Source organism: Parcubacteria group bacterium (assembly GCA_016181765.1).
Lineage (GTDB): Bacteria > Patescibacteriota > Patescibacteriia > UBA2169 > UBA2169 > CG10-46-32.
The window spans coordinates 267,401-285,890 of sequence record JACOYR010000001.1 but is presented as its reverse complement, the minus strand read 5'-3'; the positions used below and the strand labels follow the sequence as shown (position 1 = coordinate 285,890).

The 18,490-nt window shown below is 56.7% G+C and carries 30 protein-coding genes and 1 pseudogene; all 31 read left to right on the top strand.

Translation table 11 applies throughout. The features are described 5' to 3' along the window. The first annotated feature begins 197 nt into the window (after positions 1-197). The 31 genes and pseudogenes from HYT31_01555 (at position 198) to rplU (ending at position 18,487) form a co-directional block, all read left to right on the top strand. On the top strand, positions 198-443 hold the full coding sequence (locus HYT31_01555) for a DUF2283 domain-containing protein (GenBank protein MBI2050472.1): 246 nt from the start codon (positions 198-200) through the stop codon (positions 441-443). 320 nt (positions 444-763) lie between these two features. Continuing rightward, complete coding sequence (gene nagB, locus HYT31_01550) at positions 764-2,251, top strand: glucosamine-6-phosphate deaminase (GenBank protein ID MBI2050471.1); 1,488 nt, start codon at positions 764-766, stop codon at positions 2,249-2,251. A gap of 14 nt (positions 2,252-2,265) precedes the next feature. Next, positions 2,266-2,655, top strand: a complete 390-nt coding sequence (locus HYT31_01545; protein MBI2050470.1) for a hypothetical protein — start codon at positions 2,266-2,268, stop codon at positions 2,653-2,655. Between the two features lie 65 nt (positions 2,656-2,720). Beyond that, a complete protein-coding gene (gene tuf, locus HYT31_01540) occupies positions 2,721-3,911 on the top strand; it encodes an elongation factor Tu (GenBank protein MBI2050469.1) in 1,191 nt (396 codons plus the stop codon). 57 nt (positions 3,912-3,968) lie between these two features. Further along, positions 3,969-4,346, top strand: a complete 378-nt coding sequence (gene rpsJ, locus HYT31_01535; GenBank protein MBI2050468.1) for a 30S ribosomal protein S10 — start codon at positions 3,969-3,971, stop codon at positions 4,344-4,346. A 194-nt stretch (positions 4,347-4,540) separates the two neighbouring features. Beyond that, on the top strand, positions 4,541-5,227 hold the full coding sequence (rplC, locus tag HYT31_01530) for a 50S ribosomal protein L3 (protein ID MBI2050467.1): 687 nt from the start codon (positions 4,541-4,543) through the stop codon (positions 5,225-5,227). A gap of 2 nt (positions 5,228-5,229) precedes the next feature. Continuing rightward, the gene (gene rplD, locus HYT31_01525; GenBank protein ID MBI2050466.1) at positions 5,230-5,862 is read left to right on the top strand and encodes a 50S ribosomal protein L4; all 633 of its coding nucleotides are present in this window, start codon (positions 5,230-5,232) and stop codon (positions 5,860-5,862) included. A 17-nt stretch (positions 5,863-5,879) separates the two neighbouring features. Then, positions 5,880-6,350, top strand: coding sequence for a 50S ribosomal protein L23 (locus HYT31_01520; GenBank protein ID MBI2050465.1), 471 nt, complete (start codon positions 5,880-5,882; stop codon positions 6,348-6,350). A 5-nt stretch (positions 6,351-6,355) separates the two neighbouring features. Then, a complete protein-coding gene (gene rplB / locus HYT31_01515) occupies positions 6,356-7,192 on the top strand; it encodes a 50S ribosomal protein L2 (protein MBI2050464.1) in 837 nt (278 codons plus the stop codon). A gap of 12 nt (positions 7,193-7,204) precedes the next feature. Next, positions 7,205-7,522 carry a 30S ribosomal protein S19 gene (gene rpsS, locus HYT31_01510; GenBank protein ID MBI2050463.1) on the top strand — a complete coding sequence of 106 codons (318 nt, stop codon included), beginning with the start codon at positions 7,205-7,207 and terminating at the stop codon, positions 7,520-7,522. Positions 7,523-7,537: 15 nt separating this feature from the next. Continuing rightward, positions 7,538-7,885, top strand: coding sequence for a 50S ribosomal protein L22 (gene rplV / locus HYT31_01505; GenBank protein MBI2050462.1), 348 nt, complete (start codon positions 7,538-7,540; stop codon positions 7,883-7,885). Between the two features lie 8 nt (positions 7,886-7,893). After that, positions 7,894-8,667, top strand: coding sequence for a 30S ribosomal protein S3 (rpsC, locus tag HYT31_01500; protein MBI2050461.1), 774 nt, complete (start codon positions 7,894-7,896; stop codon positions 8,665-8,667). Between the two features lies 1 nt (position 8,668). Then, a complete protein-coding gene (gene rplP, locus HYT31_01495) occupies positions 8,669-9,079 on the top strand; it encodes a 50S ribosomal protein L16 (GenBank protein MBI2050460.1) in 411 nt (136 codons plus the stop codon). 13 nt (positions 9,080-9,092) lie between these two features. Further along, positions 9,093-9,320 (top strand): 50S ribosomal protein L29, encoded by a 228-nt coding sequence (gene rpmC / locus HYT31_01490; GenBank protein MBI2050459.1) that lies wholly within the window; start codon positions 9,093-9,095, stop codon positions 9,318-9,320. Positions 9,321-9,342: 22 nt separating this feature from the next. Further along, positions 9,343-9,612, top strand: a complete 270-nt coding sequence (gene rpsQ, locus HYT31_01485; protein ID MBI2050458.1) for a 30S ribosomal protein S17 — start codon at positions 9,343-9,345, stop codon at positions 9,610-9,612. Then, the gene (rplN, locus tag HYT31_01480) at positions 9,609-9,983 is read left to right on the top strand and encodes a 50S ribosomal protein L14 (protein MBI2050457.1); all 375 of its coding nucleotides are present in this window, start codon (positions 9,609-9,611) and stop codon (positions 9,981-9,983) included. The genes rpsQ and rplN overlap by 4 nt, the downstream gene beginning before the upstream one ends. Positions 9,984-10,007: 24 nt before the next feature. Beyond that, the gene (locus tag HYT31_01475) at positions 10,008-10,331 is read left to right on the top strand and encodes a 50S ribosomal protein L24 (protein MBI2050456.1); all 324 of its coding nucleotides are present in this window, start codon (positions 10,008-10,010) and stop codon (positions 10,329-10,331) included. A gap of 6 nt (positions 10,332-10,337) precedes the next feature. Beyond that, positions 10,338-10,874 (top strand): 50S ribosomal protein L5, encoded by a 537-nt coding sequence (gene rplE / locus HYT31_01470; GenBank protein MBI2050455.1) that lies wholly within the window; start codon positions 10,338-10,340, stop codon positions 10,872-10,874. Positions 10,875-10,899: 25 nt separating this feature from the next. Further along, positions 10,900-11,085: a type Z 30S ribosomal protein S14 gene (locus tag HYT31_01465; protein ID MBI2050454.1), complete on the top strand. Its 186-nt coding sequence runs from the start codon at positions 10,900-10,902 to the stop codon at positions 11,083-11,085. Positions 11,086-11,118: 33 nt separating this feature from the next. Next, on the top strand, positions 11,119-11,514 hold the full coding sequence (gene rpsH / locus HYT31_01460; protein MBI2050453.1) for a 30S ribosomal protein S8: 396 nt from the start codon (positions 11,119-11,121) through the stop codon (positions 11,512-11,514). A 7-nt stretch (positions 11,515-11,521) separates the two neighbouring features. Continuing rightward, positions 11,522-12,070 (top strand): 50S ribosomal protein L6, encoded by a 549-nt coding sequence (rplF, locus tag HYT31_01455; protein MBI2050452.1) that lies wholly within the window; start codon positions 11,522-11,524, stop codon positions 12,068-12,070. Between the two features lies 1 nt (position 12,071). Further along, positions 12,072-12,416: a 50S ribosomal protein L18 gene (locus HYT31_01450; GenBank protein ID MBI2050451.1), complete on the top strand. Its 345-nt coding sequence runs from the start codon at positions 12,072-12,074 to the stop codon at positions 12,414-12,416. 4 nt (positions 12,417-12,420) lie between these two features. Beyond that, positions 12,421-13,002, top strand: coding sequence for a 30S ribosomal protein S5 (rpsE, locus tag HYT31_01445; GenBank protein ID MBI2050450.1), 582 nt, complete (start codon positions 12,421-12,423; stop codon positions 13,000-13,002). A gap of 3 nt (positions 13,003-13,005) precedes the next feature. Beyond that, positions 13,006-13,464, top strand: a complete 459-nt coding sequence (gene rplO / locus HYT31_01440) for a 50S ribosomal protein L15 (GenBank protein MBI2050449.1) — start codon at positions 13,006-13,008, stop codon at positions 13,462-13,464. Positions 13,465-13,467: 3 nt separating this feature from the next. Continuing rightward, positions 13,468-14,695: pseudogene (gene secY / locus HYT31_01435) on the top strand (preprotein translocase subunit SecY). 5 nt (positions 14,696-14,700) lie between these two features. Next, positions 14,701-15,345 (top strand): nucleoside monophosphate kinase, encoded by a 645-nt coding sequence (locus HYT31_01430; GenBank protein ID MBI2050448.1) that lies wholly within the window; start codon positions 14,701-14,703, stop codon positions 15,343-15,345. Beyond that, positions 15,342-16,097 (top strand): type I methionyl aminopeptidase, encoded by a 756-nt coding sequence (gene map / locus HYT31_01425; protein ID MBI2050447.1) that lies wholly within the window; start codon positions 15,342-15,344, stop codon positions 16,095-16,097. The genes HYT31_01430 and map overlap by 4 nt, the downstream gene beginning before the upstream one ends. An 80-nt stretch (positions 16,098-16,177) precedes the next feature. Then, positions 16,178-16,549, top strand: coding sequence for a Holliday junction resolvase RuvX (gene ruvX / locus HYT31_01420; protein MBI2050446.1), 372 nt, complete (start codon positions 16,178-16,180; stop codon positions 16,547-16,549). Positions 16,550-16,551: 2 nt separating this feature from the next. Then, positions 16,552-17,646 carry an undecaprenyl/decaprenyl-phosphate alpha-N-acetylglucosaminyl 1-phosphate transferase gene (locus HYT31_01415; GenBank protein ID MBI2050445.1) on the top strand — a complete coding sequence of 365 codons (1,095 nt, stop codon included), beginning with the start codon at positions 16,552-16,554 and terminating at the stop codon, positions 17,644-17,646. Next, entirely contained in the window at positions 17,601-18,077 is a 477-nt protein-coding gene (locus tag HYT31_01410) for a DUF192 domain-containing protein (protein ID MBI2050444.1), read from the top strand. The genes HYT31_01415 and HYT31_01410 overlap by 46 nt, the downstream gene beginning before the upstream one ends. A 92-nt stretch (positions 18,078-18,169) precedes the next feature. Then, positions 18,170-18,487 carry a 50S ribosomal protein L21 gene (gene rplU / locus HYT31_01405; protein ID MBI2050443.1) on the top strand — a complete coding sequence of 106 codons (318 nt, stop codon included), beginning with the start codon at positions 18,170-18,172 and terminating at the stop codon, positions 18,485-18,487. Positions 18,488-18,490 lie beyond the last annotated feature (3 nt).

Sequence of the window (18,490 nt, the reverse complement as noted above, 5' to 3'; positions counted from 1 at the left end):
CCCCCTGATCGGCTCAAATGGTGTAATTGAGCCGACTTGTGGTTGCGCTTGAGCCGACCTGGCAGGACGATTTTGATATTTTCGAGTTAATGGTCAATTTGAGTTGATAAAAATGTCGGCGACAAATACCTACAGGTAGTATACGAAGATGTAGACCATACCCGCAGGATTATCACCACGATCTGGAAATCCAACCTATGAACATCTCATACGACAACCAAGCGGACGCAATGTACATAAAGCTCAAGGAGGGCGCATTCGGCAGCAACGAGGAAGTCTCCGAGGGTGTTATTTTGGATTTGTCGGACATCGGTGATTTGCTCGGCATTGAGATTCTGGACGCAAGCAAGCGTTTTGATTTGGTTCGCGAGTCCGGCCGCGTCGCCATGGACATGCCCAGGGGAATTTCACAACACGTTTCCAAGGAAAAGGTTGCGGTATAAATAATGGGTCCTGTCCCCATTTATTCCACAGAAGGAGTCCACAATGCTCTTCTTGTTGTTTTTCCTGCTCGTTGAGGCAGTGCTGCTCGCGGCCGCGGCTCTGCAGCCCCGCTGGGCGGCGCTGTATGTCCTCGCGGGAGCGGTCGTTCTTTACTGGTTTGCTGTTTGTTTTCGCAACCCAAGGAGGTCGACCACTCGCGGTGTGTTGCGGTTTCAGTTGGTGCCTTTTGTTCACAGGGCATTCCGGAACCGCGGGGGCCGGGTCGCAAGTGCGATTCGGCTCCTTTTCTTTTTGCCTAAAAATAGGTACAATTCAAGGCATGAAAGTCATCATCACCAAAAACTACGATGAGATGAGCGATAGCGCCAGCCGGTTCGTTCTGGCGCACCTGTGGCGCAAGCCGGATTTGGTACTCGGGCTTCCGACCGGCGAGACGCCCATAGGCATGTACGAGCGCCTTGTTTTGGCCCGCAAAAAAGGCAGGGCGGATTTTTCGCGCGCCAGCACGTTCAATTTGGACGAGTACGCGGGGCTTTCGGAAAAGGACGCTGATTCGTTCCACCACTTCATGGACCGCCATTTGTTCAACCATGTAAACATCAAAAAGAAAAACATATACCTGCCCAACGGCCGCGCGCGGGATCTCAACGCCGAATGCGAGCAGTACGAGTCAGCCATCAAAGACGCGGGCAGGATTGATCTGCAGGTTCTTGGGATCGCGCCGAACGGGCACATCGGATTCAATGAGCCAGGCACCCCGTTTGCGGCGCGGACCCACGTTGCGCAGCTGTCAGAGCATACGCGCAAAAAGAACGCAAAGCACTTTAAGGAGGGCAGGGTGCCGGAGCAGGCAATCACCATGGGCCTGGGCACCATCATGGACGCCAAAAAAATAGCGCTCATCGCATCAGGTTCGGCAAAAGCGGACGCAGTCAAAGCAACGGTTGAGGGCCGCGTCAGCAAGGACGTGCCTGCATCGCTCTTGCAGTGGCATCCGGATGTTACGCTCATTATTGATGAGGCAGCCGCTTCCAAACTGGAACGCGACTACGCATCACCCCTGCTCTTTGGAGAAGGGGACGTTGAGGTGCTCACGGAGCAGGATATCCCGAGTGGCAAGTATATCACCGTTGTTTCCCCGCACCCGGATGATGCGTCCATTTCCATGGGCGGCCTCATTGCCGCGCTCGCAAAGCGCAACCGCGTGCACATCGTGATCGCAACCACAGGCTACCGCAGCGTGGTGGACGGGGCCAAGCCCGAGGAAGTCATAAAAATCCGGGAAAAGGAAGCGCGCGAAGAATCCAAAATCCTGGGTGCGATTCCTGTTTTCCTGCGCGCGGAGTTTTATGACGCAAAAAACGAACGCGAAGCGCTTGTCCGCGACACGGAAAAGCTCGCAGCCATATTCAACCGCACCAAGCCGGACCTGCTCTTTGTGCCGCACGAGCTTGACCGGCACCCCACGCACGCAAAGAGCCGCAGCATTGCGCTTCTCGCGCTCGCAAAGCACCAGGCGCAGAAGAAGCGCGACATTTTGGTGTACAACTACGAGGGCTTGTGGTCGCTCTTCTCGGAGGGGGAGTTCAACACCGTGTTCGCGTACGATGAGTCGCTCATGAAGAAAAAACTCAAAGCAATCACCGCGCAAAAATCTCAACTCGCGCGCCTGCGCTTTGACGTTGCCGCAAAATCACTCGCGCGTTTGCGCGCGGAAGTGGTGCCGGAGCTCTCACTGGTGGGATACGGCGCCCGCGCGCCGCGATTAGGTAAGTACTTTGAACTCTTTCACGTCACCCAAATGTAATTAACATTACACATATGCATGACGCACTCAACAGAGTATTCAGCCTCATCAACAAAACCGGAGACCGGTGCATTGTGCTGTCGCAAAGTAAGGATGAAGCGTACGTGGTGATGTCCTTGGCCGAATACGAGCGCATGGCCGTGCGCCAGGCCGATGTTTCCGAGCTCTCAGAGGATGAACTGCTTGACAAAATCAACCGGGATATAGCGGTGTGGAAAAGCCAGCAGGATGAGAGTCGGCACACCAGCGCCCAGCTCAATGCCGAGCACGTCCAAGATGAACCCGATTTTGACCCGTATACTGATAATTTGGCTGATACTAGCCAAAATTTTGGCGAATATGATGATTTTGATGATGATCTTGACGAGCAGGAAGAGCCCTTTTATTTTGAGAAAGTAGGCTAGCCCCTTGCATTATTTTTGTTTTTTGCTATACTTTTTAGGTTACAATTTAAGCATCATAAATCTATATGGCAGACAAATTTGACCGATCCAAGCCGCACGTCAACGTCGGCACCATTGGGCACGTTGACCACGGCAAAACCACCCTCACCGCGGCTATCCTTAAGGTGCAGCACGCCCGCGGCTTAGCCGCGTCCGAGAAGAGCGTTGACCAGATTGACAACTCTCCGGAAGAGCGCGAGCGCGGCATTACCATTGCAACGTCGCACGTTGAGTACCAGACCGAAAAGCGCCACTACGCGCACGTTGACTGTCCCGGGCACGCGGACTACGTCAAGAACATGATCACTGGCGCGGCACAGATGGACGGCGCCATTTTAGTGGTGTCCGCGACAGACGGCCCCATGCCCCAGACCCGCGAGCACATTCTGCTCGCGCGCCAGGTCGGTGTGCCGTACATCATTGTATTCATCAACAAAGTTGACCAGGTGAGCGATCCGGAGCTCGTTGATTTGGTTGAAGAGGAGATCCGCGATTTGCTCAAGAAGTACGAGTTCCCGGGCGCTGAAACTCCGATCATCCGCGGCAGCGCCCTGAAAGCGCTGGAGAACTCAAGCGACGAGGCGGCCACCAAGCCGATTGTTGACTTGCTTGCCGCGCTTGACGAAAAGATCCCCGAACCGGTCCGGGACATTGAAAAGCCGTTCTTGATGCCCATTGAAGACATCTTTTCCATTGAAGGCCGCGGCACCGTGGTAACGGGCCGCATTGAGCGCGGCATGGTCAAGGTCAACGAGGAAGTTGAAATCGTGGGCATCCACGAGACGCAGAAGACCGTGGTGACGGGAATTGAAATGTTCAACAAGCAGCTGGATGAGGGCCGCGCCGGCGACAATGCGGGCCTGCTCCTGCGCGGCACCAAGAAAGAAGATGTTGAGCGCGGGCAGGTGCTGGCCAAGCCGGGTTCCATTACTCCGCACACCGAGTTTGACACCGAGATTTACGTGCTGTCCAAAGAGGAAGGCGGCCGCCACACCCCGTTCTTCAAGGGCTACAAGCCGCAGTTCTATATTGGCACCACGGACGTGACCGGCGAGATTGAGCTTCCGGAAGGCACGGAAATGGTGATGCCCGGAGACACGATTTCACTCAAGGTCAAGCTTGGCGCCCCGATTGCGCTGGAAGAGCAGCAGCGCTTTGCCATCCGCGAGGGCGGCAAGACTGTTGGCGCCGGAGTGGTTACCAAGATCAACAAGTAATGTCAGAATCGCAGAGGCGCCCCGGAACCGGGGCGTCTCTGCGAGTTTTCAACCCAAATGGCAGAAAAGAAGGCAAGCCCCGGCGAAAAACCCGGGGGCAAACAAAACGCAGGAGAGCAGAACAACGCGGCGCGCCAGCGGATCCGTATCAAAATCCGCGCGTACGACTCAAAGATCATTGACCAGTCCACGCGCACGATTATTGATACTGCGGAGCGGAGCGGCGCCGAGATTTCCGGCCCCATTCCTCTGCCGACGGAAAAAACCAAATACACGGTGAACGCTTCCACATTCGTGCACAAGAACAGCCGGGACCAGTACGAGATGCGCGTGCACAAGCGCTTGGTTGACATCCTGGATCCGACTCCCAAAACCGTTGATTCACTCATGAATCTCAACCTGCCCTCTGGGGTAGACATTGAAATCAAGATGTAGATGGTGCGTGCGACCAATGATGTCCCTTCGCCTCATCGGCGAATTCAGAAGGGTGACAGTTGGTACAACGCAATCTGCGCAGGAGTTCAGACTTTTCTCTCATACAAGCATCCTCTCAAGAATCAACGTTGATTCAGCGATGTATTTGTCTTATAGAGAAGTTTGGGCTTGTGTGCCCAAACTTTTTTCATGGGATTATGAAGCTTTTCATCGGCAGAAAACTCAACATGACTCAAGCGTACGACGAGCACGGAGACGTGGTCCCGATTACCAGGATTCAAGTGGGTAACGCGGTCGTGACCCAGGTCAAGGATAAAAAGCGGGATGGCTATTCCGCGGTTCAGCTTGGGTTTAATGAGGGCCCAAAGCACACGAGCAAGCCAGTTGCCGGGCACGTTGCGGGCCGTGTTGAGCGGCCTGTGCTGCGCGAGATGCGCACTGGCGGCGCCGAGGCGTTTGAGGCTGGGCAGTCCTATGACCTTTCAAATTTTTCAGTAGGAGAGAAAGTGGCGGTTGCGGGAATTTCTAAAGGCCGCGGCTTTGCGGGCGTGGTCAAGCGCCACCATTTTGCAGGCTCCCCGAAAACGCACGGCCACAAGCACGACTTGCGCGCCCCGGGCTCCATCGGCTCAACAGACGCGCAGCGCGTGTTTCCGGGCAAGCGCATGGCGGGCCGCATGGGGGGTACGCGCGTTTCAGTCACCAACCTTGAGATTGCGGGCATTGACTTGGTATCCGGCATCCTCTCCATCCGCGGCGCGGTCCCGGGTTCGCGGAACGGCTTGGTTGAGATCCGGGCCCAGGGCGAGATGAAGCCTCCCGCGCGAGCCGAGAAGAGCGTTCCAAAAGAAGCGCCAGTTTCAGAGGAGCCCAAACAGTAAGTATGGCAACGGTCAACGTGTACAATATAAGCGGAGCGCACGCCGGAACCATGGAGCTTCCTGATGCCGTATTCGGCACGGAGGCGAACAAGGCGCTTTTGTACCAGGCAGCGCGCGTTGCGACCATCAATAAGCGGAAACCCCTCGCGCAGACAAAGGACCGGAGCGAAGTGCGGGGCGGCGGCAAAAAGCCCTGGGCGCAGAAAGGAACCGGCCGGGCGCGCCACGGCTCCATCCGTTCGCCGCTGTGGAAAGGCGGGGGCGTGACGTTCGGGCCGCGCATTGAGTCCATTACCAAGCGGGCCATTCCCTCAAAGATGCGCAAAAAAGCGCTGTGCGCCGTATTTTCAGACCGCGTGCGGGAGAATAAATTTTTTGTGGTTGAAGGTTTTGACGCGCTGGGAGCGCCTTCCACAAAAACAATGTCTTCGTTTTTCAAAACACTCAAGCTCGCATCCAAAAAAGTGCTTTTCATTTCTGACGCGGGGTTTGAGAAGGCCATACTCTCCCTGCGCAACCTTCCGCGCGCCAAGTCAATCAGGCTTGAGAATATAAACATTCTGGATCTGCTCTCGTACGGGACTGTCATGGTGGGCAGGGGATCTGTGGAAAAGCTTATCAAGCAGCTCTCATAGGCGCTATGTGGAATTTTTTGAAAAATCCATTCGCAGAAAGCGATACCAAAGCGCCCCGCAAATCGGCGCAGAAAGAGGCGGAAGCCCAGCAGAAAGTGCAGGCAGCCCGCGAGGAGCCCAAGCTTCCGAAGAAAACAGCCCGGCCCCATGCACCTGCGGTCAAACCAGGCCATGAAAAATCCGGCCATGAAAAGACGAATTTTGAAGCGGGTTTTGGCATCATAGTAAAGCCTCTTGTTTCCGAGAAAACAGCCGCCGCAGGCTCGCACGATACCTATGCGTTTTCAGTGCACCCAGGCGCCAATAAGATTGAGATCAAGAAAGCGTTTACCAAGATGTACGGCGTTCGCCCGGAAAGCATCCAGATTGCGAACGTAGGAGCGCGCGCCACGTACTTTCGGAGGATCCCGGGCGCCAAATCAGCGTGGAAAAAAGCATACATCCGCGTTCCAAAGGGAAGCACCATAGCAGTCTACGAGGGAGTGTAAATATTATGCCACTTAAGCGTTACAAACCAACTACTCCGAGCAGGCGCCACTCAAGCGTTTTGAAGCACGCGCAGGAAGGCATACAAAAGCCGGAACGCAGCCTGCTTGCGAGGCGGGCCATCCACGCCGGCCGCAATGCGAGCGGGCGCATCACGGTGCGCCACAAAGGAGGGGGCCACAAGCGCAAGTACCGCATGGTTGATTTTGTGAACCCCGTTACCGAGCGTCCGGGAACCGTGGTGGGCATCCAGTACGATCCCAACCGGAGCGCGGCCATTGCCCTCCTTGAGTACGAAGACAAATCCCGGGCGTATACGCTTGCCGTGGATAAGCTCGCCGTCGGCGACCAGCTCACGGCGAGCCGCGGCAAACAGCTTGAAATCAAACCCGGCAACCGTATGGCCTTGCGCTATATTCCGGCAGGCATTACTATCTGCAACATAGAGCTCTCTCCCGAGCGCGCCGCGACCATAGCGCGTTCGGCCGGCTCAAGCGCCACCGTGCTCTCCACGGAAGGCAACCGCGTGCAGATTAAAATGCCGAGCGGAGAGGTGCGCATATTCAGCGGCGACTGCCTTGCGACCATCGGCCAGGTGGGCAACAGCGAGTGGAATCTGGTGCGGCTCGGCAAAGCGGGCAGAATGCGCCACCGCGGCGTGCGGCCGCGGGTGCGCGGAAAAGCCATGAACGTCGTGGACCACCCGCACGGCGGCGGAGAAGGCCGCTCGCCGATCGGTATGAAGCGCGCCAAGACCGCGTGGGGCAAGCCGGCCCGCGGCGTGCCAACGCGCAAGAAGCACAAGGCGAGCAACGCGGTTATCATACGCAGACGCAAGAAATAATAACAGCAGCATATGGGAAGAAGCGCAAAAAAGGGGCCATACATAGATGAACGCCTCATAAAGAAAGTACTCGCAGCAGCCGACAAAAAGGCGGTTATTATCACCTGGGCGCGGCGGGCGACCATTACCCCGGACATGGTGGGCCGCACCTTTGGGGTGCACAACGGCAGAGCGCACGTTCCGGTTGTCGTGGTTGAGAACATGGTCGGCCATAAGCTGGGCGAGTTTTCACCCACGCGCAAGTTTACCAAACACGGCGGCCGCATGCAGAAAGAGCAGGAACAAGCTGCCGCACAGAAGGCGGCCCCGGCTCCCGCAGCAAAAGCGTAAGGCTATTGCACTTGTATGGCAGAAGTTAAAGCACAAGCAAAGTTCCAGCGAATTGCTCCCCGCAAGGTAAGGCTCGTGGTTGGCTTGCTTAAAAATTTGAGCATTGCCGAAGCCCAAAACCAGCTTAAGTCACTCCCGAAGCGCAGCGCCGGTACGGTGCTCAAGGTGTTGAACAGCGCAGTCGCCAATGCCAAAAATAACAATAAGATGAATGTTGATGATTTAGTGGTCACCCGGGCATTTGTTGATGGGGGGCCTACCTTGAAGCGGTGGATGCCGCGCGCGTTCGGCAGAGCGAGCCAGATTATGAAGCGCACGAGCCACATCACCATTATGGTGGGAGAGAAGAAAAAATTGAAGTAAGCACTCATATGGGACAAAAGATTCATCCGAAAAATCATCGCCTGGGCATCATTGAGGACTGGCAGTCCAAGTGGTTTGCGCCGCGCAATAAGTTCAGGGCTACCCTGAAACAGGACATCCAGATCCGGCAATTTTTGTCCAAAAAGCTTAAGGATGCGCGCGTTGACCTGATCGGCGTGGAGCGGAGCGGCAAGGGTCCCGAGATCATTGTCAACATCTCTACCGCCAAGCCGGGCATGGTGATAGGCCGCGGGGGAGAGGGCGCGGAAACGCTCAAAAAAGAGCTTGAACAGCACCTGGTGCTTGGATCGGGCAAGGTAAAAATCAACATCCACGAGGTGCGCCAGAGTTCTCTTTCGGCCGCGGTCATCGCGCAAAACATCGCCGCTGACCTTGAGCGCCGCATCGCATACCGCAGAGCGTGCAAGCAGTCCTTGGAGAACGTAAAGAAAGCGGGCGCAAAAGGCGTCAAGATCCGCGTGAAAGGCCGTTTGAACGGGGCGGAAATTGCGCGCAACGAAACCATCGGCTGGGGGTCTGTTCCGCTGCACACCCTGCGCGCAAACATTGATTACGCCCAGGCCACGGCAGCCACCACCTATGGGGCCATCGGCGTTACCGTATGGATATACAAAGGCGAGGTGCTCGCTCCCGAAGACAAGGCCGCCGCAAGCGGGGGCACGGATACCATTTTAAGGCAAATCAAGAAGATAACCGATAAGAAGGCTGAATCAGAATCGGGATTAGAATCAGAATCATTAGAGCCAGAATCAGAGGAATAATATGTTGGTGCCAAGAAAGGTAAAATACCGAAAATCCCAGAAACGCAGGCTACGCGGGGCTGCGGTGCGCAAGATTGAGCTCTCGTTCGGTTCGTACGGGTTGCGAGCGGTTACGTCTGCATGGGTTTCCAGCCGGCAGATTGAGGCTGCCCGCCGCGCCATGACGCGCTACGTTGCCCGCGGCGGAAAAATTTGGATCAGGATTTTCCCGGATAAGCCGGTTACCGCAAAGGGGGCCGAGGTGCCCATGGGCGCGGGCAAGGGCGCGGTTGACCGCTACGTTTCTCCGGTTAAGCGCGGCACCGTGCTGTTTGAAATGGATGGAGTGAGCCGCGAAATCGCGCAAAAGGCCATGATCCTCGCTTCCCACAAGCTTCCTCTCCGGACCCGATTTGTTGAGGCAGAAGAATAAGCAGAAGAATAATATGAAGTGGGCCGAACTAAAGAACAAGCCAAAAGAAGAGCTTCTCCATGATTTGTCCGAAACACGGGCGCGATTGGTTGATATGCGCTTTAAGGCGCACGCCGGCAGCCTCAAGCAGGTGCACCTGATTCGGCAAGCGAAGAGCGATGCAAGCCGCATCTTGACACGGCTCTCCCAATTAGTGCATACTGATGGTTCGCCGCATACTCCCGAGGTGCCGAAAGAATAAGCCGAAAGAATAATATTTCCCTATGGAAGAGACTACGCAAAAGATTACCCGCAAACGCCGCCTGAACGGAATTGTTGCATCCACCAAGATGCAGCATACGGTTGTCGTCGTCGTGAACCGCGTGAAAACCCATCCCCAGTACCATAAGCGCTACACCACAAGCAAGCACTACATCTGCGACTGGCGGGGCGCGGTGCTCGCGGCCGGTACCCTGGTCACCATAGAAGAGACCAGGCCCCTGTCCAAGACAAAGCGCTGGCGCGTTATTGCAAAGGAAGGGAGTACCTTATGATCCAGTTTATGACCATGGCGCATTCAGCGGACAATACCGGCGCGAAAAAGCTCCGGTGTATCACCGTGCTCGGCGGAAACCGCAAGCGGTACGCCCGCATCGGGGATGTCATGACCTTGGTGGTTAAAGAAGCGCAGCCCCACTCAATGGTAAAAAAGGGCGACGTGGTGACCGGGGTCCTGGTCCGCAGCAAAAAAGAACTCCGCCGGGCTGACGGATCGTACGTTCGGTTTGATGAAAACGCGGTCGTGATTTTGGCGGATAAGAAATCAAAAGAGCCGCGGGGCACCCGCATTTTCGGGCCGGTCGCGCGGGAATTGCGCCAAAAAGGGTTTACTAAAATTATTTCACTGGCGCCGGAAGTGCTTTAGCGCCGCTTTCCGCTGGCATCAACTATGAAGATCAAGAAAGGCGATACTATTAAAGTGATTGCAGGCAAAGACCGCGGGAAGTCGGGAAAAGTTCTGCAGGTTCTGCCCGCGCTCAACCGCGTGTCGGTTCTTGGCGTTAACGTGCTCACCAAGCACTTGCGTTCCAATAAGCGCGGGGTAGCGGGCCAGAAGATTGAATTTTCTTCCCCGATTGAAGCGTCAAACGTCATGCTCGTGTGCCCGCAGTGCGGAAAAGCCACCCGTGTCGGGGCGAGCGCCCGAACTACTTCAACCGCATCGCCCGCGGCAAAAATGCGCGCGTGCAAAAAGTGCAAAGCAGCCCTGTAACCCCCTATGTTCACCTCCATTGCCGCAACCTACCAAAAGAGCGTGCTTCCCAACCGGAAAGAGCTGTTTGGCGCGCACAACATCCACGCCGCTCCGCGCATTGAGAAAGTGGTGATAAACAGCCGTGTCTCGAGGGGTGGGGCGGTTGACGAAGCAAAGATTATGGACACGCTCTCGCGCATCACGGGCCAGCGCGCCATTGCCACGCGGGCCCGGCTCTCCATTTCAAATTTTAAAATCAGGGAAGGCCAGGTGGTGGGAGGGAAGGTCACGCTGCGCGGCACGCGCGCCATTGATTTCTTGGACCGCCTTCTCCACGTGACCTTGCCGCGCGTGCGCGATTTCAGCGGGCTCTCCACCAAGGGGTTTGACGGGCACGGGAACTTCACCGTTGGGTTTTCCGAGCACAACGTGTTTCCGGAGGTTGCCGGGGATGATATCGCAAAGCTGCACGGAATTGAAATTACAGTGGTCACGAGCGCCGCAAACGACCACGACGGGCTTACCCTCCTTAAGGCGCTCGGATTTCCATTCAAAAAGTAACCACACTATTACCAGAGGTACCCATATGGCACGAACCGCATTAAAAGTAAAAGCATCCCGCTCCCCGAAGTTTTCCACCCGGAAGATTCGGAGGTGTTGGAAGTGCGGCAGGAACCGGGGGTACATGCGTGATTTTGACCTCTGCCGGATCTGCTTCCGCGAGCTTGCGCGGAACGGAGAGATCCCTGGTGTGCGCAAATCAAGCTGGTAGGGAACCTCACTCCGATATTCATATAATCATATGATGACTGATCCAATCGCAGACATGTTAACCCGAATACGGAACGCAACGCGCGCCCGGCACGAGGCCGTGGTTGTTCCGTTTTCCAAGCTCAAGTTCAGGTTGGCGCAGCTGCTCTCGCGCGAAAAGTACGTTGGCGCGGTTACCGAGGCCGCGGATAGCGCCGGCAAGCCAGCCATCAGCATCAGCCTTGCGTACGATAAGGAAGGAAAATCCGCGCTTGAGCGCTTGGTCCGCATAAGCAAACCCGGACTTCGGGTGTACGCACAGTCCGACAAACTGCCCGTGGTGCTCTCCGGGTACGGCATTGCAATCATTTCCACTCCCCGGGGGCTTATGACCAGCAGAGAAGCCAAGCGGGCCGGTCTCGGCGGAGAAGTGTTGTGCGAGATTTACTAATACGAGTATGTCAAGAATCGGCAAACAACCCATTGTACTGCCCCCGGGCGTGACCAGCGCCCTGCACCGCGATTCGGTTACCGTCGCGGGCCCCAGAGGCACGCTCTCGGTAGCGCTTCCGCCCAAGGCAAAAGTAGAAGAGCGGGAGGGCGCCTTGCACGTTTCGGTTCCCAATCCCGAGGACGGCCGCCAAGCCGCGTTTTGGGGGCTTGCGCGCAGCCTGGTTGCGAACGCCGTTACCGGAGTTACGGATGGGTACGAGAAAAAACTTGAGGTGAACGGAATTGGGTTTAAGGTCCAGCTTAAAGGGAACCTCTTGGTGTTGAACGTGGGGTTTTCCCACCCGGTTGAGTTTGAGATTCCGGAAGGCATCCAGGCGCGAGTGGAAGGCAATGCGATTACGCTTTCCGGCATCCACAAGGAACTTCTGGGCGAGACAGCCGCCAGCATCAGAAAAATTAAAAAACCCGAGCCGTACAAAGGCAAGGGCATTAAGTACGCAGACGAAGTCATCCGCCGCAAGGAGGGCAAGGTGATGAAGGGATCAGAAGGATAATATGCACGCGACTAAAAAACAACTGAACGCCACGCGCCGCGCCCGCCGCGTCCGCAGCCGTTTGGGCGGCCGGAGCGCGCGCATCCGCGTTTCGCTTGCGCTTTCCGCGTCCGGCATGTTTGTCCAGTTTATTGACGATGCAAAAGGCACAACCCTCGTTTCCGGCCGCGATAAAGGCTTTTCGGGAACCAAAACCGAGCGCGCTTCTCTCTTGGGAGAGGCGCTGGGCAAAAAAGCCCTTGCCGAGGGAATCAAACAGGCAGCGCTTGACCGCGGCAGCAAAAAGTACCACGGCCGCGTGAAAGCGTTTACCGAGGCACTGCGCGCGGCAGGAGTAATTGTATAACACTATGGCACAAGAGAGACCACAGCGCTCAAGGAGAGGGGGTCCGCGCTCACCGCGCAAAGACCAGGCCCGTGATGAGTTTGACCAGGTCATTCTGGATTTGGCGCGCGTCACGCGCGTTATGGCAGGCGGCAAACGCATGCGCTTTCGGGCGTGCATCGTGATTGGCGACCGGAAGGGCAAAGTTGGCGTGGGCATCGCAAAGGGGGCGGACGTGCAGCTTGCCATCAGCAAGGCGGCCAATGACGCCAAAAAGCACTTAGTGCGGGTTGAGACCACGGACACCGGAACCATTCCGCACGAAATCCGCATCAAGGACCGCAGTTCCCAGCTTTTCCTGAAGCCGGCCCCGCCCGGAACAGGAGTGATTGCGGGCAGCGTGGTCCGCCAGATTTTTGAGTTGGCCGGAGTCCGCGACGTAGTGGCCAAGATCATGGGGACGAACAATAAGGTGAATAACGCCCAGACCCTGATGGATGCGCTCGGACGGCTGCGGAAGCCGCGGGCCCGAAAAACCGCTCTAAAGCAGGAGGCCAAGCCGGGGGAGGGATCCGAAGAGCCGACAGAAGAAAAAGGAACAGCATAGCATATGGCAGAACTTTCTCTCCACAACCTGCCGCGCCCGGCTGGACAGAAGAAGCGCAAAAAGCGCGTTGGCCGCGGCAATGCTTCGGGCAAGGGCACGTATTCGGCCCGAGGCTTAAAGGGCCAGACCGCGCGTTCGGGCGGGACGCGGGGCATCAAGCGGCGCAGCGCGTTCCAGCAGTTTTTGATCCGCACGCCCAAGCTGCGGGGTTTTAAGCGTTTCTCGCCCGAAATTGCGATTGTCAACCTCTCACAGCTCTCCCTACGCTTTAAGGACGGCGAAACCGTCAGCCAGAAATCCCTGGTAAGCCGCGGCGTGGTGCGCCGGACTCCGGGTGGCGTAAAGGTGCTCGGAAATGGTACACTGGAAAAGAAGCTTAGCGTTACCGTGCACTACGTATCGCGGTCCGCGCGCGCGGCCATTGAAAAGGCGGGCGGAAGCGTCACTATCGCGCGTAAGTAACCCATGTTTGTACAGAAGCTCAAACAGATCGTAGCCACGCGGGATATCAGGAATGATATACTGTTTGTGCTCGGCGTCTTTGTCATCTTCCGCGTGCTCGCGCACATCCCGGTCCCCGGGGTTGACGTTTCCGGGCTGCAGGCTTTTTTTAATTCCAACCAGATTCTCGGGCTCCTCAACATCCTCACCGGAGGCGGCTTGGAGAACTTTTCCGTGGTCATGCTCGGCGTGGGGCCGTACATCACCTCATCCATCATCTTCCAGCTCCTCGGCATGATCGTGCCCCAGCTTGAGGAGATGCAAAAGGAGAGCGAGGCCGGAAGGCAGAAAATCGGCCAGTGGACCAGGCTTGCCACGGTTCCCTTTGCCCTGATCCAGGCGTACGGCACCATCGTGTTCCTGCAGCGCGCGGGCACCTCCGCTGGCGCGTCCCTCTTGGGCTCCATTTCTTTTGCCCAGATGGCTATGGTGATGGCGGTGGTGACTGCAGGCACCTTGTTTTTGATGTGGCTCGGGGAGCTCGCGAGCGAACGCAAGGTGGGCAACGGCATCTCGCTCCTCATTTTCGCGGGCATTGTTGCCGGGCTGCCCACAGCGCTCTTGCGGGTGTTTTCAACCTACGACGCGTCCCAGCTCATCAACGTCATCCTGTTTGTGATTATCGCGCTCGCGACAGTCGCGGGCGTGGTGTTCATCACCGAAGGCCAGCGCAACATTCCGGTGACCTACGCCAAGTTTGCGCGCGGAGGCGCATCCGGCGGGGGTGTGCACAGCCACCTGCCCTTGCGCGTGAACCAGGCAGGCGTGATTCCCATCATCTTCGCGATTTCCATTGTGCTGTTCCCGCCTCTTGTCGCCCAGTTTTTTTCGGAGTCATCGGTTGCGCTCCTGCGGCAGGCCGCGAACCTGGTGATTGAGTTGTTCAATCCCAACGGCATAGTGTACGCGGTGGTGTACTTTTTGCTGGTGTTCGGATTCACCTACTTTTACACGGCGGTCATTTTCAAGCCGGATCAGATTGCCGAAAACCTCCAGCGCCAGGGCGGGTTTATCCCGGGGATTCGGCCCGGGCACGAAACCAGCCGCTACCTTTCCCAGGTTTCAAACCGCATCTTGTTCGCGGAATTTGGTCATCGGCGGCACCTCTCTTTTGATCGTGGTGTCTGTGGTGATTGAGACGGTCAAGCAAATCAATTCCCAGCTCATCATGAGGGACTACGAACGCTTCTAACGTTCATGCAAAAAAACAAACCAGTCATCATCCTGCTCGGGCCCCAAGGGTCGGGCAAGGGAACCCAGGGCAAGCGGCTAGCGCAAAAGCTTGAAATCCCGTATCTTGAGACGGGCAAGCTCTTGCGCGATGAAATCGCGTCCAAAAGCGCGCGCGGCAATCAGTTTGCAGAAACCGTCAATTCCGGCGGCCATCTGGCGGACCAGGACATCAGCGCGTTCATGAAAGCAAAGATGGAACAGGCGCTCTCCTCATCCGGAGGTTTTGTGATGGACGGATTTCCCCGGAGCCAGGGCCAGGCAGAGGCTTCTGACGCGGTTGCCGCGCCCTCGCACGTTATTTTGATTGACATTCCGGACCAGGAGTCAATCAGAAGGCTTTCCGCCCGCAGAGAGTGCCCGAAAGACGGGAGGGTCTATAACATGCTTACCAATCCGCCAAAGAGCGATGAGCTCTGTGATGATTGCAACACGAAACTTGTGCAGCGTGCAGATGATACGCCCGCGGGGATCCAGAAGCGCCTTGACTGGTACCACAAAGATACCAAACCCATGCTTGATCGCTACGAAGCGCAAGGCATTCTCCACCGCATAGACGGCACGCCGTCCATTGATGAAGTTGAAAAATCAGTGGGGGAGATATTTGCATGAAGCCGAAAACCGCCAAAGAAATAGAACTGCTGGCGGAAGGCGGGCATATCCTTGCCTGCATTATGAAAGATTTGGTTGCGCGGTGCGTTGCGGGCGCCAACGCATCTGATTTGGACGCGTTGGCAGAAGAGGAAATCCGCAAAGCAGGGGGCAGCCCGTCATTCAAGGGATTTGGCAAGCCTGGCGAAGAGTTCCCGAACGTGTTGTGCGTTTCCCCGAACGACATGCTGGTGCACGGCATTCCGCACAAGGATTTGGCATTCAGAGAAGGGGATTTGATCGGCCTGGACCTCGGTCTAGAGTACAAAGGTTTGTACACGGACCATGCCGTAACCGTTCCCATTGGCGATATTTCGGAAGAAGACGAGCGCCTGCTCGCGGTAACGCGCGAGTGTTTGGAACGCGGCATTGCCCAGGCTGTAGCGGGCAACCATCTCGGCGATATCGGGCACGCGGTCCAGGAGTATGCGGAAAAGCTTGGATATGGGGTCATCCGCAAGCTCACCGGCCATGCCGTGGGCTACAGCGTGCACGAAGAGCCGCGTATTCCCAATTTTGGAAAAGCCGGAAGCGGCGAAAAAATCATGGCAGGGGCAGTGCTTGCCATTGAGCCCATGATTGCCATTGGAGGCGCAGACGTCAAAACAGCGGATGACGGCTGGGGCGTGGTGACTGCTGATGGCGCGCGCGCCGCGCACTTTGAGCACACGGTCGTGGCCGCCACGAACGGGCCGCGAATATTAACCCAGTAAACTCCCCTCCTGTATTCAGGAGCGGGCTCGACCATATAATATTCCCCCTCCTGTATTCAGGAGGGGGCGAGGGGGTGGTTATGAACTACTTAGGCATTGATTACGGCGAATCCAAAATCGGGCTTGCCAAAGCCTCGGACGAGGCTCGGGTCGCGGTGCCGTTCCGGACCGTGCTGAACGACTCCGGCGCCATCCTTGAGCTGGAGCGGATTATTCTGGTTGAGGGCTTCCAGCACATTGTGATCGGGTACCCGCTCACGCTTGCCGGGGAAGAGGGGGCAGCCACCCGCGCCGTGGACGAATTCATCAAAAAACTTTCAACGCTCTCCTTGCCTATCACCAAGCAGGATGAGCGGTTCTCAACCACTGCATCAGATGATGCAGCCGAGCGCAACCATGCCCAGGCAGCGGCCTTGATCCTCGGGACCTACCTTGAGGCGCACCCAGTATAGCTATGCGGTACGTAGGGATTTTTTTGGCGGCAGCGGCGCTGGCCTTCCTTGCAACCACAGTAGTGCGCCGCGTTGCCGCGAGGCTTAACATTATTGACCGCCCGGGCGAGCCGCGCAAAATCCACTCAAAGCCCATTCCGCTCCTCGGCGGAGCGGCTATTTTCGCATCGTTCTGGCTGGTGATTGGGTCAATTATCCTGTTTTCGGATCTCTTGCCGGCGCGGTACGTAAGCGAGCAATTTTTGCTCGGGCTCTTCATCGCGGGGTTTGCGCTTATGGTCGGCGGTTTTTTGGATGACCGCTACCGCTTGCGGGCGCGGTTCCAGCTGGTTGCTCCCATCATCGCAATTTTAGTGGTCATCGGAAGCGGCATGGGCATTGCGTTCGTGAGCAATCCCTTGGGCCCCGGGCTGTGGCACTTGGACACTCTCCAGTGGGACCTGTTTGAAGCGGGCGGCCGGACCATCCAGTTCGTGCTGCTCGCTGACTTCTTCACCGTCATCTGGCTCTTGGGAATGATGTTCACCACCAAGCTCCTGGACGGGCTTGACGGCCTCGTATCGGGCATTACCGCCATCGGCGCGTTCATTTTATTCGCGCTCTCTTTGTCCGATAAGACGTTCCAGCCGGACGTGGCCTTGCTCGCCGTATCTCTCGCCGGAGCCACCCTCGGCTTTTTGTTCTGGAACGCGCACCCGGCCAAGATATTCTTGGGCGAAGGGGGGAGCGTCTGGCTTGGATTCATGCTGGGGGTGCTCGCAATCATTTCCGGCGGGAAAGTCGCCACCGCGCTTTTAGTGATGGGTGTTCCTATCCTTGACGTGGGGTGGGTCATTGTGCGCCGCGTGTTTTTGGAAAAAAAATCACCCGCAATCGGGGACTCAAAGCACCTGCACTTTCGGCTCTTGACCGCGGGGCTCTCGCACCGGCAGAGCGTGCTGCTCTTGTGGGGAGTGGCCGCGCTTTTCGGGGTTGCATCGCTGTTCGTCCAGACCCGGGGCAAGGTGTACCTCTTGACCGCGCTCGTTGCGGTCATGATTCTTTTGGGACTATGGTCGCGAAAACGCTCACATTCACTCTCATCGCCATTGCCCTAGCGGCAATGGCCGCGCTTGCGGCAAATCGGTATATGCGTGATCCATCCGCACTGCTTGAAATGTCTTCCCTGCGAGTCGGCCGCGCAACCGTGTCCGTGGAAATTGCGGATACGCGGCCGAGCCAGGTTCAGGGTCTTTCCGGGCGCTCATCACTGCCGCCGGGCCGCGGCATGCTGTTTGTGTACGGTGATGCGCGACCCAGGAATTTTTGGATGAAGGATATGCGTTTTCCCCTTGACGCGATTTGGATCGCAGGCCGCACAGTCATAGGCATACAGGAAAACATTCCCTACCAATCAGAAGACGGCTCCATAGCGCGCTTTCAATCACACAAGCCCGCTGACATGGTTCTGGAAGTGAACGCGGGCTGGGTGGCTGGGAATGGCGTCAAAACAGGGGATGTAGTGGAGCTTGACAAGGCAGGCAATTGAGCGTATACTTTTCCAATAAACGACGTAGAGCGAGAGCAGTGAAAAAGCAAGCTTTTTCACTGCAGAGCCGAGGAGTTAATGCGTAACCGTATATGATTGCAGTCATCAAAACAGGCGGAAAGCAGTACAAGGTGGCGGAGGGCGACACCATCAAAGTGGAAAAACTTGACGTGGAAGCCGGAAAAAACGTTGATTTTAACGAGGTGCTTTTGGTTGGCGAGGCAGATGGCGCCAATCTCACCATCGGGGCTCCGCTCGTTCCTGGCGCCAAAGTCACTGCTCTCGTGTTGGCGCAGGGGCGCGCCAAGAAGATTGACGTCATCAAGTACAAGCGCAAGGTGCGCTACCGCAAGAAGTACGGCCATCGCCAGGCGTACACCCAGGTCAAGATAGAAAAAATTACCGCGTAAAAA